Below are 15,370 nucleotides of genomic sequence, written 5' to 3'. Positions count from 1 at the left end.
TGTAGAGCAAGGCAGATGTAGGTTATTTTTTAACGTACTACTAAAAACGTTAATGGAACCATACCATGCAAGTTAACCGATGTGGCTGGGTAAGTGAAGACCCTTTATATCAGCATTACCACGATACAGTATGGGGACGTCCTGAGTTTGATGCCAAACAGCTTTTTGCTAAGCTTTGTCTTGATGGTCAACAAGCTGGATTATCTTGGATTACGATTCTTAAAAAGCAACAAAACTACCAACAACTTTTTGCTAATTTTGAGCCGAGTATTATTGCTCAGTACGATCAAGCTAAAGTGGAAGCGTTAATGCTTGAACCAGGTATTGTACGTAATCGTCTTAAAATAAACTCGATCATCAGAAATGCTAAAGCTTATTTAGCATTTGTGGAGCAGGGTGATGATTTTTCTAAGTTTTTATGGAGTTTTGTCGGCGGTGAACCGAGAGCAAACAACTTCAGTTCATCAAGCCAAGTTCCTGCACAAACACCAGAATCTGAAGCTATGTCTAAAGCGTTAAAAAAGCTTGGTTTTAACTTTGTTGGCCCAACAATTTGTTATGCCTTTATGCAAGCGGTAGGTATGGTGAATGACCACACGACTGACTGTCATTGTTACTGCCAGTATTGATTTTGATATTTATATAATAAAAGGGTGTTCCACGTGGAACACCCTTTTTATTGGATTAATTTAATCGTTAGATTTTTTCAAAGAAAAAAGGCTTACGTTTATGTTTATCACCATTGAGTTGATTCATGGTTTCTGAATTAAACAGCTTACCATTAACCATAGTGTAAGTGACTTTATCCGTCGTTCTGATATCGGCTAATGGATCGCCATCAATCACTATTAAGTCAGCCAATTTACCCACTTTAATAGAACCTAGTTGATGGTCCATACCAAAGGTTGTCGCCGGATTGATTGTTGCGGTTTTTAATACTTCCATATTACTCATGCCGCCTTGAGCAAACATCCACATTTCCCAATGTGCAGCTAATCCTTCTCGTTGACCATGAGCACCAATATTAGGTTTAACGCCGATGTTGTTTAACTCATTGGCTACGCGGGCAACATTAAAGTGGTTGTAATGTTCATCTGGCGCGGTAGTGCGGCGCATTGAACGGGCATCAAGAATATCATGCGGAACATACATGCTTAGACGAGGGTGAGCCCAAACGTCAGTTTTGTCATACCAGTAATGCTCGCCAGAAATACCACCATAAGCGACAACTAAGGTCGGTGTGTAGTGTACTTCGGTTTGGCTCCAGAATTGTTTGATGTCATTGTATATAGACGCTGCTGGCAACGAATGTTCTACCGTAGTGTGGCCATCCGCTATCATCGATAAATTGTGTTGCAGCAAACTGCCACCTTCAGGTACTACCATCATTTCGAGCTCTCGTGCGGCAGCAATAATTTGCTGGCGTTGATCCCGGCGTGGTTGGTTGTAACTCTTAACACTAAATGCACCGACTTTTTTAAGACGCTCTAAGTGGAACTTTGCGTCATCAAGTGAATCTACATGCGAGGTATAGCCTGGTAAGTTGGCTCCGTATAATATAGTCCCGGTTGAGAAAATACGAGGGCCAACAATATTGCCTGCTTTTTGTTGTTCAGAAGCAGCAAAAATTTCGGTAGTGTCATTCGATGGGTCGTGAATAGCCGTTACCCCAAGTGACAGCCCAGAATATAAGGCCCAGTTTTGTTGTGGAATAATTTCATCATCCGCTTGTCCGCCGTGGGCGTGAGCATCAAATAAGCCCGGCATAATGGTTTTACCACTAATATCGATAATCTGGGCATTTTTTGGGATCACCGTGTTGGCATCACCGACAGTGACAATTTTATTGTCTTTAACGATAACAACACCATTATCTATCACCTGATCATTTTCCATGGTGATCACTTTACCGCCAGTAAACACTACTGTTCCACGTGGAACATCGGCTTTATCTTTAAAGCCAATAGAGGTTATTTTAGGATCGACCTTGGTTTCTGCTTTTACATATTGAGTGTCTACATCGGCTTGATATAAATCAGGGCCCAATGTCCAATACAGTTGGTTATTTTTACCGTTCCAGCTAATGCTTTCACCTGCACGAGCACTCAGTTGAGTAATGGGTAAGTTGGTTGCTTTAGGCCCAATCGCAATGGTTTCACCGTGTTTAGCAAAAGGAGTGACGTATACTCTAAAACGCTCAGCAAAAGCTAAGTGCTCACCGTTTGGTGATAAACGAAACTCGGTAGCATGGTCGCTAGTATAATGGGTACGCTTTTCAAAACCGTTCATGCCGATTGATGCAAACTCTGGTGTCTCACCTGAATCCATAAAGTAAACTCGGTCTGAGTCGTCACCGAATTGTGGCTGATGGCCACTGGCGGTTAGTTTAGTGCTTTGCTTTCCTTTGATATCGACTTTATATAAACCCGGTTCTTGTGACCAAGTTCGTGGTGTCATGTATCCGCCGCGAGCCTTTCGATAAACAACATATTCGCCATCAGGCGAAAAGGTTGGCTCGACATATTTTCCAGGCTCGTTGGTCAACACCTTGGCTTTACCTCCTCTGGCGCTAACCACACTGACGGTGCCTTGTTGTTGGTCGTTCCAAGTGGTGAATACGATGTCTTTACCGTCACGTGACCACTGTGGAAACAGCTCATTGATGTCATCATCTAAACGGGTTAATCGTTTATGTTTACCATCTTTAATATCGCGAATCCAAATTTTACCTAGGGCTTCAAATACCACTTTTTCGCCGTCAGGTGACACTTGTGCCATACGCAGCATTTTTACATCAAATTCATCTTGATCTAAGTTTTGAGTAAAGCGGACTGATGGCTGAATATCTCTTTGAGATTTAACACTGAATGGAATGTCAGATATTTTTTTACTGTCGACATCAAGTTTATAAATTTTACCTTTAGCCCAAAATACGATGTGCTTATTGTCTTTGGTCCAAGACATTGTTGGATACACGCCATGAATTGCCCATGTTTCTTGCATATCACGATCGAGTTTGTCATACAGCTTAGTTTCTTCACCAGACTTTAAATCCAGTGAATATAGTGTCGATTGAAATCCATCGCGTTTGATGTAAGCAAGCGTTTTGCCATCAGGGCTTGGTGTTGGGCGGATCGCACCACCAGTTCCTTCAATTAAGACTTCGATATCTCCCGTTTGGGTGTCATAGCGCTTAATTTTATAAATACCTTTGACCGAATCTTTTGAGTAATGAAAGGTCTTGCCTGGGGTCGCATCTTGGCTAAAGTAAATATAGCGTCCATCTGGCGAGTAGGCCGGTTCACCCAAATCTTTTTGTTCGTTAGGGCGCTCTGTTAGTTTAACGCCTTCGCCACCAGCAACGTGAAACATCCACACTTCACCCGCTCCGAGGCTGCGGGTGCCGGTATAATGTTTACGTGCTACTAGGTATTGTGAATCAGGACTCCAGGCCGGGCTGTTGAGTAAACGAAATGTTTCAGTAGTGATAGCGTGTGGATTTGTACCATCGGCATTCATTATCCAGATATTGTCGCCACCATCTTCATCAGAGGTGAAAGCGATATACTTACCGTCAGGGCTATATACTGGCTGCATTTGCCAAGCGATACCTTGTGCCAGTGGTTTGGCTTCGCCTCCTGCTACCGGTATTTGATAAATATCACCTAATAAATCAAATACAATGTGTGCACCATCTGGCGATACATTGACGTTCATCCATGTGCCTTCGGTTACATTGATATCAATTTTACTTAATGGCGCATTTTCTGGAGCATTTACGTGCCATTTTACTTTGTCATCTTCGGCATAGGCAAAGCTAGACATACCTAGAGTAAGTGCCATTGCGGTGTAAAGTGGAGTGAGTTTTTGAGTCAACATAGAGTAGATTATCCGTTGTCGTTTTTATTTTCAGTGGATTTAATCAAGCCCAATACCCGTTTAGGAAATGTCATTTTGCATGATTAGATGACCTAAAGAGTATTTGGCTTTACTGCGTTTGTCGGTTTGAATAGTTCCTTTATCGCATAAATTACCGATAAGGTGTACAACAAATCTGTATCAATTAATGACAGACGTTAACACATATGTCTGTTATCAATTAATAGACAATGAGTGCTATAGCGTTAGATTTTATTATGAAAGGCTTAAACGAAAATGATTTATCGGTTTTACTAATCTATTTTTACTGAGTCATCTAGTTGTATTAATCCAGTTTGAATCACGCGGCAGGTGACTCCGCCACGCCAGTCGGGCGTTAATGCCTGCTCTAGACCTGAATATGCTTGTTGCATTTTCTTACATGGATCGGTTTCACCTGTGATTTGTAGTTTAAGCTCTGTACCTATGGTGATCGTTTTACCGACATCTGCTGCGCTAAATTCATAGCCGCTGATCAATAAATTAGCTCTTCGAGTTAACCAGTCTAAATCGGCATTAATTTTTTGGCAGGCTGTGTGCCACTGCTGTTTAGACATGACGGTTACTTGACGTTTTCCTGGTTTGCCAAAAATATCGTTTTCGACGCCTCGCTCTAAGGTCACATTGGCACAAAAGGCTGACTTCATTATGCCGCGTTTTGCTGTTTTATACGCGATGGCTTCCAATGTGATGGTCATTCATTACAGTCCTTTTTTGAGTAAATAGTGGTAAGGAGTCTTGCTGATATCACTGGCAATTAACGTGTGATCCATAAATTCACAAAAACTTGGAATATCACGAGTGGTGGCAGGATCATCTGCAATGACTAATAAGGTTTCACCTTCTGCCATTTTGCGTACTGTTTTTCGAATCATCATTACAGGTTCTGGGCATCGAAGACCAAGAGCATCGAGTTGGTGTTGTGCTTGGGTATAAATATCGTTCATGAAATGCTGTCTATGTTTACCTATCGAATTAGCGCTAATGTTACTCTTGTCATTTAAGCTTGCCAAGTTTGCTTGGTTTTAAAGTTATATTGAGTTTTTTTATTATTTTTTAATTTTCATAAAACATGTTTCACGTGGAACATTAGCCAAAGTAGGAAAATTTTAAAATAAAAAAAACGAGCCAATTTGGCTCGTTTTTACAACTCACTTGATACAACTGAAAAGTATCAGCTTGGTATGAGAACGATTAAACGCGTTCGAATACAGTTGCGATACCTTGACCTAAACCGATACACATAGTGGCAAGACCAAGCGTTGCATCTTTTTCTTCCATCAAGTTGATCAATGTTGTCGAGATACGTGCGCCAGAACAACCTAGTGGGTGACCCAATGCAATTGCACCACCGTTAAGGTTAATCTTTTCATCGACAACATCTTGTAAGCCAAGATCTTTAACACAAGGTAATGATTGTGCCGCGAACGCTTCGTTTAATTCGATAAGATCTAAATCGGCAACAGATAAGCCAGCGCGTGCTAATGCTTTTTTGGTTGCTGGTACTGGACCATAACCCATAATTGCAGGATCACAACCGGCAACGGCCATTGAACGAATACGTGCGCGGATGGTTAAACCTAAAGCGCGAGCTTTAGATTCTTCCATCACCAACATTGCAGAAGCACCGTCTGATAATGCAGATGATGTACCGGCAGTCACAGTACCGTTAACTGGGTCGAATGCTGGACGTAAACCGGCAAGTGACTCTAGTGTTGTTTCTGGACGGATAACTTCGTCAGTCATCACTTTGATCAGTGCGCCATTTACATCGTGGCCTTCAATGCCCCAAATCTCTTTGGCAAAACGACCTTCGATAGTTGCTGCATGTGCACGTTGATGAGAACGTACCGCAAATGCATCTTGTTGTTCGCGAGTAATACCGTGCATTTTACCTAACATTTCAGCGGTTAAGCCCATCATGCCAGATGCTTTAGCTACGCGGTTTGCCAAGCCAGGGTGAAAATCAACCCCGTGGTTCATTGGTACGTGACCCATGTGCTCAACACCACCAATAATAAAGGTGTCGCCTTGACCAGTCATGATGGCACGAGCCGCTTGATGAAGGGCGTCCATTGACGAACCACATAAACGGTTTACCGTTACTGCGCCTGCCGATTTAGGAATGCCAGCTAACAATGATGCATTACGGGCAATGTTAAAACCTTGCTCTAGTGTTTGCTGCACACAACCCCAAATCACATCTTCAATGTCGTTAGGGTCTAATTGTGGATTGCGCAACATCAGTGCTTTCATTAATTCTGCAGACAATGTTTCTGCACGTACATTTCTAAATACCCCTGCCTTAGAACGGCCCATTGGGGTACGAATGCAGTCTACGATAACAGCTTGTTTCATGATTTAATTCCTTTCCCACTAATTAGGCTTGGTAGTAACTACCGTTGTTGGCTGCAAGTGCACGCATTGCATCAGTAACTTGATATAAGCCACCAAGATGTGCGTATTTGTCTGCTAGGGCAACAAAGTTTGCTACGCCCATGGTGTCTAAGTAACGGAATACACCGCCACGGAATGGAGGGAAACCAATACCGTAAACTAGACCCATGTCGCCTTCAGCAGGTGATGCAATAATGCCTTCTTCTAAACAACGAACCGTTTCGATGATCATCGGGATCATACAGCGAGCGATGATGTCATCAGACTCGAATGCCTTTAATTCACCAAACTCAGCGCTTAATAATTCATAGCTAGTTGGATCAATGTCTTTTTTCGGCTTACCACGACGGTCAACTGAATAGGCATAGAATCCTTTAGTGTTCTTCTGACCTAGACGTTTGTTTTCAAACATAATGTCGATAGCGTCTTTGCCATTTTTACCCATGCGATCTGGGAAGCCTTCAGCCATTACTGCTTGAGCGTGATGACCGGTATCTAAACCGACTACGTCAAGTAAGTAGGCTGGGCCCATTGGCCAACCGAACTGCTTTTCCATGACTTTATCGACAGCTGCAAAGTCAGCACCTTCAGCAAGTAGACCACTGAAGCCAGCAAAGTATGGAAACAATACACGATTAACAAAGAAGCCTGGGCAATCATTCACTACGATTGGGGTTTTACCCATTTTGCTGGCGTAAGCCACTACCGTTGCGATGGTTTCTTCAGAGCTGTGCTCACCACGGATAATTTCAACTAATGGCATTTTGTGCACAGGGTTAAAGAAGTGCATACCGCAGAAACGTTCAGGTTTCTTAAGGCTTTTAGCCAGTAAGTTGATTGAGATAGTCGAGGTATTTGATGCAATAATGGCATCTTCTGATACGTAACCTTCTACTTCAGCTAGTACAGTGGCCTTAACTTTTGGATGTTCAACAACCGCTTCTACAACGATGTCGCTATTTTTGATAGCGGCATAATCTAGAGAAGGGGTGATGTTGTTTAATATTTTAGCCATTTTTTCTGGCGTAGAGCGACCGCGCGCAACTTGTGTTGTCAGAATTTTAGCCGCTTCGTTCAAGCCTAACTCTAATGCTGGCTGAGCGATGTCTTTCATTACAATTGGTGTGCCTTTGCTGGCGCTTTGGTAAGCAATGCCGCCGCCCATAATACCTGCACCCAATACTGCTGCTTGGTTAACATCTTTAGCGAGTTTACCGGCTTTCTTTGCTTTACCTTTAACGAACTGGTCATTTAAGAAAATACCAATTAGCGCTTGGGCTACATCTGTTTTAGCTAATTTAATGAACGCCTGTGCTTCTACTTTTAATGCGCCATCACGATCCAAACCAGCTGCTTGTTCAACAACATTCACAGCGGCCATTGGCGCTGGATAATGCTTGCCTGCAACTGAGAACACCATCCCTTTTGCGGTTGCAAAAGACATCATGGCTTCAAGTTTTGGTAACTGTAATGGTGATTGCTTTTTGGTGCGACGAGCTTGCCAATCAAGATTACCTTTAAGGGCATCATGTAACATTTGAATCGCAGCAGCTTCTAGGTTTTCTGGTGCGACAACGGCATCAATAGCGCCTACTTTTAACGCATCTTCTGGGCGTTGGTCTTTAGCTGTGGTAATCCACTCAAGTGCATTATCTGCACCGATTACTCGAGGTAAACGCACAGTGCCACCAAAACCAGGAATAAGACCTAATTTGGTTTCTGGTAAACCGATGCGAGCATTGGTATCAGCAACGCGTAAGTCAGTCGCTAAAATGGTTTCGCAACCACCGCCTAACGCAAAACCGTTAATCGCTGATGCTGTCGGAAACGGCAAGTCTTCTAGCTTATTGAATACTGCGTTGGCTTGTTCAACCCAAGCTAGCAACGTGGCATCGTCTTGCTGAAATAGCGTTAAGAATTCGGTAATGTCTGCGCCAACAATAAAGGTGCTTTTTGCTGATGTTAGCAGCAAGGCTTTAATATTGGTATTTTGTTTGATGCTGTCTAGGGCTGCATCAAGAGAGGCTATTGTTTCTCTGTCGAATTTATTTACCGAACCTTGTGCGTTAAAACACAGTTTGGCAATATTATCTTCAAGTAACTCAACCTGAATGGTAGGGCTTTGGTAGATCATTGCTTGCTTCCTTATTGCTTAAAAGCGACTTCCACATCTTATTTACTGTGCAGTTATCAAGCTTGAATCACAGCAGTTTCGGCCATCTATTGACCAGCTAATTCTCAGTGTGCGACTAAATGAGATAAATTACAACACCCAATTTAAACGGCCGTTTAATTTTTTATCATCTAGCGAGGTCTTTTTCTGTTTGTGATAGACTTATTGGGTTAAAACTCATGCAAAGGGATAGTCAATGGATCAGTTAGCACATCTGTATCATGCGCACATGGCGGAATTAAATCGCCGAGTAGGCGAAATTTGTCAGCGTGAAAATCTTTCGGGTTTAGTGATTCACTCGGGACAACCTCATCGACAGTTTTTAGATGACCTTAACTATCCCTTTAAAGTTAACCCGCAATTTAAAGCGTGGTTACCTATTTTAGATACGCCAAATTGTTGGGTTATCGCTAATGGCCAAGATAAGCCTACTTTAGTGTTTTATCGCCCAGTTGATTTTTGGCATAAAGTGAATGATGTACCGCAAGCTTTTTGGACTGAGCATTTTGATATTCAATTACTGACCAAGCCAGATCGAATTGCTGATTTTTTACCTAAAGACTTAGCCTCGTGGGCGTATATTGGTGAACACTTAGATGTGGCTGATGTATTGGGCTTTGCGGCTCGTAACCCTGATGCAGTAATGAACTATCTACATTATCATCGTGCAGACAAAACTCAGTATGAACTTGAGTGCATGCGCAGAGCGAACCAAATTGCGGTAAAAGGACATTTGGCTGCCAAAAATGCGTTTTATGATGGTGCCAGTGAGTTTGAAATTCAGCAACGTTATTTGCTCGAAATTGGCCAAGGCGAAAATGAAGTGCCTTACGGCAATATCGTGGCATTAAATCAAAATGCCGCTATTTTACATTACACCGCTTTAGAACATGTTAAGCCTGCGCAGCGTTTATCTTTTTTGATTGATGCTGGGGCCAGTTATCATGGCTATGCCGCAGATATTACCCGCACTTACTCATTCGAGAAAAATCGTTTTTACGAATTAATCGTCGCCTTGGATAAAGTGCAATTAGCCATTATTGAGCAGATGAAGCCAGGGGTTAAGTACGTCGATCTGCACATCGCGACACACCATTATATAGGTCAGTTACTGATTGATTTTGGCTTGGCTAATGGCACTGCTGAACAGTTAGTTGCCCAAGGCGTAACGAGTGCCTTTTTCCCGCATGGGTTAGGGCATATGTTGGGGTTACAAGTTCATGATATGGGCGGTTATTCCCACGATGAGCGCGGAACCCATATTGCTGCACCTGAGGCGCATCCTTTTTTACGCTGTACAAGAGTATTAGCCGCTAATCAGGTACTGACTATTGAGCCAGGCCTTTATATTATCGATACCTTACTTAATCAGTTATCTGCTACCGCTAAGCAAGCTATTAATTGGACTACGGTTGATGAGATGCGTCCATTTGGAGGCATTCGCATTGAAGATAACGTCATTGTGCATCAAGACCGAGTAGAAAATATGACGAGAGAGTTTGGTCTAGTTGATTGAGTCATATTTAATACCACAAGCTAACGTACTGATAGAAGAAGAGATAAAGCATAGCCGCTTTATCTCTTTGTTATTTCATTGCCCACATCCTAATAATATGAAGTTAGCGCTTACTGACGTAAAGCAACAATATCCAGGAGCCAACCATTATTGCTATGCATTTGTAGCCGGCAGTCCAGAAAATACCATTGATATGGGCGCTAGCGATGATGGCGAACCGTCAGGTAGCGCCGGCAAACCCATGCTAGCATGCTTACAAGGCGCAAACATTGGTGAGCTAGGGGTTATTGTAGTGCGTTATTTTGGTGGCACTAAATTGGGTGTGGGCGGTTTAGTGCGTGCTTATACTTCGGGTATAAAGCAAGGGTTAACGCAAATACAGACTCAGGTTAAGCATTTAAGGTATCCTGCACGCTTGGTATGTCATTATGCTCAACTCACCGATGTTGAGTATTTAATTGCTCAATATGATGGTGTGGTGATGGATAAAGAGTTTACCGAAAAAGTTGAAATACACTTTGAACTGGCTAAATCGCACCATCAGGCTTTTAATCAAGCATTAGCGACCCAGACGCAGGGTCAGCTACAAGTAAAGTTTACTGTTTGAGCTATGACGAACTTATGCCAAAATGTCACTCAATTGTTAAATTCGACGCAGCACAACTTAAACAGAACCCTTAATGCAATATAAAACAATTATTAGAATCACCGGTTTGCTGATGGGATTATTTTCAATCACCATGCTGCCGTCAGCATTGGTGGCTATCTTGTATAAAGATGGTGGTGGTACTGCATTTATTCAGGCCTTTTTTGTCAGTATTTTTCTAGGCTTTTTATTATGGTATCCCAACCGTCATCAAAAAGGTGATCTACGAACGCGTGAAGGCTTTTTGATTGTGGTGTTGTTCTGGACGGTGCTTGGATCGATAGGTGCACTGCCATTTATTTTTTCTAATAACCCTGATTTAAGTTGGACCGATAGTTTTTTTGAATCGTTTTCGGCCTTAACGACTACAGGTGCGACCGTGATAGTCGGGCTAGATGACTTGCCTAAGTCAATATTGTTTTATCGCCATTTACTGCAGTGGATGGGCGGTATGGGTATCATCGTACTCGCAGTGGCCATTTTACCTCTACTTGGTATTGGTGGTATGCAGCTATACAAAGCTGAAGTGCCTGGTCCGGTTAAAGACACTAAAGTGACTCCTCGTATAGCCGAAACGGCCAAAGCCTTATGGTACATTTACTTTTTACTTACTACTGCTTGTGCATTGGCATTTTACTTTGCCGGTATGGATGCATTTGATGCTATTTGCCATTCGTTTTCGACTATCGCTATTGGTGGTTTTTCGACTCATGATGCCAGTATTGGTTACTTTCAAAGCCCGCTGATTAATGTGATTTGTGCATTTTTCTTGTTGATTGCGGCAGTCAATTTTAGCTTACACTTTGCCGCATTTACTCGTCGTGGCATTAACGTCAAAGTATATTTAAAAGACGCAGAATTTAAGGTGCTTATCGCTGTACAGGTAGTATTGACCGCAATTTGTTTCGCTACCTTGTATCAATCTGGAATATACGACTCTCCAGAGAAAACACTCGATTACGCCTTCTTTCAAGTGGTCTCGATTTCAACAACGGCAGGTTTCGGTACAGAAAGCTTCCATTCTTGGCCGCTGTTTTTACCTATTCTATTAATATTCTCAAGCTTTATTGGTGGTTGTGCTGGCTCGACAGGCGGCGGCATGAAGGTAATTCGTTTAATACTATTAGTACTACAAGGGTCGCGTGAACTGAAACGACTTGTTCATCCTAAAGCTATGTATTCCATTAGAATTGGCTCTACGGCATTACCCGACAGAATTATTGATGCGGTATGGGGATTCTTCTCTGCTTATGCTTTAGTGTTTGTGGTGTGTATGGTGATTTTAATGGCAATGGACATGGACGCCATTACCGCATTTAGTGCAACGGCAGCCAGCTTAAATAACTTAGGCCCAGGTTTGGGCGATGTGGCATCAAATTATGCCAGTATTTCAGACGGTGCTAAGTGGGTACTCGTGATGGCAATGCTATTTGGTCGGTTAGAAGTGTTCACCTTATTGGTGCTATTTACCCCCACATTTTGGAAGAATTAATGTTAAATACTGTGATTTTATATTCAACGATCGATGGGCAAACATTGGCAATTTGTCAGAAAATTAAGCAAATATTAGTTGAACAGGGTGAGCAAGTTAATGTGGTTAATCTCGCTGAAGCTCAGGCTGATGATTTAGCGAGTGTTGATAAAGTCGTTATTGGTGCCAGTATTCGATATGGCAAACATCGACCAGAATTATTCAAGTTTGTTGAGCAACACCAAGCACTGCTCGACACCAAGCTCAACAGTTTTTTTAGCGTAAACGTAGTGGCAAGAAAGCCTGAAAAAAACACCCCTGAAACCAACCCATATATGCAGAAATTTTCAAATTTATCTGCCTGGAAACCTCAGTTATTAGGCGTTTTTGCCGGTAAGATTGATTACCCTCGTTACCGATTTTTCGATAAGTTTATGATCCGATTTATCATGTGGATGACTAAGGGACCGACAGATACTCAGGGAACGTTTGAGTTTACTGATTGGGGTAAAGTAGATGACTATGCTAAACAAATAGCAGCGCAAAAATAGCCTCATAAACCCTATAGCGTGCCTAATATACCTTATTGGAAACGCCATTTATTCTCAGTGTGACTTAAGCGCCTATGATGTTTAAATCCTATGTTGTTTAGTCACAGTTGTTGCTTAGCCATAATAGCTGTTTAGGCACAATAGCGTCGATGTAGTATCGAGATCACTTCGGTGACTTGCTCATTTTTAAGGGTGTAGTAAACCACTTGTGAGCTCTTACGAGTGTTGACCAAATCTTGGGTGCGCAGTACCGCTAAATGCTGTGACAAAGCTGATTGGCTCAAAGGCACAGTCTCATTTAGCTCTGTGACACTTAGTTCTTGTTCTAACAATAAACATAAAATCATTAAGCGGTAAGGATTCGCAATGGCTTTTAGCCATTGTGCTGCCGTTTCTGCATTATTAAGCATGGTTGCGACATCGATATCTTGCTTCATGAGTGTCCTTATATAACCTTAAATTACGATCTGGTTGGATTTTACTGTGTTTTGTTCATTATCATACTTCCGCATCATGGAGATCTCAATTTTAACTATTAAATATATGAGCTATTTCTAATTTGTGATCATTGCAGAGGTTTAAAAAGGCTTTTTTTGCCAAACTGAGGCAAATAATCCAACAATGAGAATCGCAAAATGGCCAATATTTTAGTGTTATATTATTCCCGAGGTGGCCATACTGCACATATTAGCCGTGCAATAGCAGAACAAATTCAATCTAAAGGCGATCATTGTGATGTGGTTAATCTTCAAGATAAAGCGCCAATTGAATGGTCTAAATACCAAGCTGTTGCGTTAGGGGCTTGTGTATTATATGGCTCGTATCATAGATCGGTGTTTGAGTTTGTGCGTGAAAATCAGCAGCATTTATCGCAACTGCCAAACAGTTTTTTTTGCGTCAACGTTGTGGCTCGTAATCCTGAAAAACGCATTCCTGAAAACAATAAATATCTACAGAAGTTTTTAACTTTATCTGAGTGGCAACCGCAAGATGTGAAAATTATTGCCGGTAAAGTCGATTACCCTTCTTGGCCTTGGTATGACAGCTTGATGATCCGCCTTATCATGAAAATGACCGATGGCCCCACCGACCCAACAGCCATTATTGATTATACCGATTGGAATGATGTGAAGGTTTATGCTGATCATATTGCCAAACTAGCGACTGTCGTGCCTGCGTAGTGATTATACCCAACAGATGGTTAAGCTAAGGTTAATCAGCGCTATGTTAACCATCGACTCAGCCTGTATTAAAAACGCCAAAATTTAGGGTGAAACAACACTGCGACTGTCAGTATTTCTAAACGCCCTAATAACATTCCTATTGCCAAAGCCCACTTAGCGACGTCAGGAAGTGAGGAAAAGTTTCCTGCTGGACCAATAATAGGACCAAGGCCCGGTCCTACGTTTGCCACTGCGGTTATTGCTCCGGTAAAGCTGGTCATTGGATCTAATCCGGTTAGTACAAGTGTGAGCGACAGTAATAATATCACCACTATCATCAGCATAAAAAAAGCCATTATTGAACGGACAATGTCATCTTGAATGCGGTGGCCATTGTATTTGTCTTTAAACACGCCATTGGGATGGAATTGCTGTTTAATCTGCTGACGCATAATTGAGAATGCGATTTGAAAACGAAATATTTTTATGCCACCAGATGTTGAGCCTGAACAGCTACCAATAAACATTAAAAACAGAAATACGACACTGGCGACAGAGCCCCACGATTGATAATCTGTTAGACCGTAACCGGTTGTGGTGATGACAGAAATAACATTGAAGCTAGCAAGTCTTAATGCATCTAAAAAGTCTATTTGCTGATGTTGCCACAGCCAAAAGGCTAATGAGAATGACACCAGTAACACAAAGCGTAAAAAGCCTATCACTTGTTGATCATTCCATAAGCGTAAGCTGCGTTGTTGTATGGTTTGAACAAACATTAGTAACGGTAGTCCACCCGCTAACATAAACACAATACCAACCCAATGTGCCTCGTGTGAAAAGGCCGCCATTGAGCTGTCTGAAGTGGAATATCCACCTGTTGATAATGTGGTCATGGCATGGTTGATAGCCTCAAACCAATGCATGCCAGCAAGGTGATAGGACAATGTGCACAGTAGTGTTAAGGCGACATAGATCAGAAATAAATGTTTGGCCATGTGCTGGGTGCGAGGAATCGTTTTGTCGCTCCAGTCTGATGATTCAGTTCTAAATAAGCGCATTCCCCCCACGTTCAAAAACGGCAGGATTGCCACGGCCATTACAATAAAACCAATGCCGCCAAGCCATTGCAATAATGAACGCCAGACTAAGATACTATGGTCCATACTGTCTAAACCGGATAATACTGTTGAACCGGTAGTGGTTATACCTGACATGGTTTCAAAAAAAGCGTCAGTATAATTAATACCGTGATAAAGCGTGAAGGGCAGCGCGGCGAATAAGCTCACGACAAACCAAGTGATACTGGTCAACATAAACATATCGCGAATATTAAGACTAAAATGATGGTTGCGACCATTTTGAATGCACAAAATAGCAATAAAGCCGGTAAATAAACCGGACATCATAAAGTCACCGATGGTTTCTTCGCCATAAAATAGCGCAAAAGCCATTGGAACTAACATAAATCCTGTCAGTATTGAGAGAAAAATACCGAGGATGAAAATGATTTGTTTGACGTTAAACATAAGAAC

The 15,370-nt window shown here is 42.1% G+C and carries 13 protein-coding genes; 6 read left to right on the top strand and 7 right to left on the bottom strand.

The annotated features are described in order from the left end of the window. Window positions 1-65 precede the first annotated feature (65 nt). Window positions 66-629, top strand: a complete 564-nt coding sequence (locus AAEY99_RS11795; protein ID WP_351010595.1) for a DNA-3-methyladenine glycosylase I — start codon at window positions 66-68, stop codon at window positions 627-629. Window positions 630-696: 67 nt separating this feature from the next. On the opposite strand, the gene AAEY99_RS11790 is transcribed toward AAEY99_RS11795, so the two are convergent. The 5 genes from AAEY99_RS11790 to fadB all read right to left on the bottom strand — a co-directional run bounded on the left by AAEY99_RS11790 (window position 697) and on the right by fadB (window position 8,449). After that, window positions 697-3,879, bottom strand: a complete 3,183-nt coding sequence (locus tag AAEY99_RS11790; protein ID WP_351010593.1) for an amidohydrolase family protein — start codon at window positions 3,877-3,879, stop codon at window positions 697-699. A 293-nt stretch (window positions 3,880-4,172) separates the two neighbouring features. Then, a complete protein-coding gene (locus AAEY99_RS11785; protein WP_351010592.1) occupies window positions 4,173-4,616 on the bottom strand; it encodes an MOSC domain-containing protein in 444 nt (147 codons plus the stop codon). 3 nt (window positions 4,617-4,619) lie between these two features. Next, the gene (gene tusA / locus AAEY99_RS11780) at window positions 4,620-4,865 is read right to left on the bottom strand and encodes a sulfurtransferase TusA (protein ID WP_011635503.1); all 246 of its coding nucleotides are present in this window, start codon (window positions 4,863-4,865) and stop codon (window positions 4,620-4,622) included. Between the two features lie 247 nt (window positions 4,866-5,112). Continuing rightward, window positions 5,113-6,276 (bottom strand): acetyl-CoA C-acyltransferase FadA, encoded by a 1,164-nt coding sequence (fadA, locus tag AAEY99_RS11775; protein WP_101087370.1) that lies wholly within the window; start codon window positions 6,274-6,276, stop codon window positions 5,113-5,115. A gap of 22 nt (window positions 6,277-6,298) precedes the next feature. Next, window positions 6,299-8,449 carry a fatty acid oxidation complex subunit alpha FadB gene (gene fadB, locus AAEY99_RS11770; RefSeq protein WP_351010590.1) on the bottom strand — a complete coding sequence of 717 codons (2,151 nt, stop codon included), beginning with the start codon at window positions 8,447-8,449 and terminating at the stop codon, window positions 6,299-6,301. Window positions 8,450-8,684: 235 nt separating this feature from the next. Between fadB and pepQ the strand changes: the two genes are divergently transcribed. From pepQ to hemG (AAEY99_RS11750), 4 genes are all read left to right on the top strand, one after another. Next, window positions 8,685-10,004, top strand: a complete 1,320-nt coding sequence (pepQ, locus tag AAEY99_RS11765) for a Xaa-Pro dipeptidase (RefSeq protein WP_011635506.1) — start codon at window positions 8,685-8,687, stop codon at window positions 10,002-10,004. Then, entirely contained in the window at window positions 9,997-10,611 is a 615-nt protein-coding gene (locus tag AAEY99_RS11760; protein ID WP_101087373.1) for a YigZ family protein, read from the top strand. Before pepQ ends, AAEY99_RS11760 begins: the two co-directional genes overlap by 8 nt. 73 nt (window positions 10,612-10,684) lie before the next feature. After that, the gene (locus AAEY99_RS11755; protein ID WP_059746096.1) at window positions 10,685-12,142 is read left to right on the top strand and encodes a TrkH family potassium uptake protein; all 1,458 of its coding nucleotides are present in this window, start codon (window positions 10,685-10,687) and stop codon (window positions 12,140-12,142) included. Next, complete coding sequence (gene hemG / locus AAEY99_RS11750; RefSeq protein WP_162021962.1) at window positions 12,142-12,672, top strand: menaquinone-dependent protoporphyrinogen IX dehydrogenase; 531 nt, start codon at window positions 12,142-12,144, stop codon at window positions 12,670-12,672. The genes AAEY99_RS11755 and hemG (AAEY99_RS11750) overlap by 1 nt, the downstream gene beginning before the upstream one ends. 131 nt (window positions 12,673-12,803) lie before the next feature. Here hemG (AAEY99_RS11750) and AAEY99_RS11745 read toward each other — a convergent pair whose 3' ends face one another. Continuing rightward, window positions 12,804-13,109 (bottom strand): ArsR/SmtB family transcription factor, encoded by a 306-nt coding sequence (locus AAEY99_RS11745; protein ID WP_011635510.1) that lies wholly within the window; start codon window positions 13,107-13,109, stop codon window positions 12,804-12,806. Window positions 13,110-13,307: 198 nt separating this feature from the next. Here AAEY99_RS11745 and hemG (AAEY99_RS11740) point away from each other — a divergent pair, with 198 nt between their 5' ends. After that, the gene (gene hemG, locus AAEY99_RS11740; RefSeq protein ID WP_351010588.1) at window positions 13,308-13,853 is read left to right on the top strand and encodes a menaquinone-dependent protoporphyrinogen IX dehydrogenase; all 546 of its coding nucleotides are present in this window, start codon (window positions 13,308-13,310) and stop codon (window positions 13,851-13,853) included. A gap of 68 nt (window positions 13,854-13,921) precedes the next feature. Here the strand turns inward: hemG (AAEY99_RS11740) and AAEY99_RS11735 are convergent, their stop codons facing one another. Continuing rightward, on the bottom strand, window positions 13,922-15,364 hold the full coding sequence (locus AAEY99_RS11735; protein WP_351010586.1) for a TrkH family potassium uptake protein: 1,443 nt from the start codon (window positions 15,362-15,364) through the stop codon (window positions 13,922-13,924). Window positions 15,365-15,370 lie beyond the last annotated feature (6 nt).

Origin of the sequence: Shewanella sp. S1-58-MNA-CIBAN-0166, assembly GCF_040310085.1 — a bacterium.
In the GTDB taxonomy this organism is placed as follows: domain Bacteria; phylum Pseudomonadota; class Gammaproteobacteria; order Enterobacterales; family Shewanellaceae; genus Shewanella.
The sequence above is the reverse complement of the archived record's forward strand: the minus strand, read 5'-3'. Positions and strand labels throughout refer to the sequence as shown.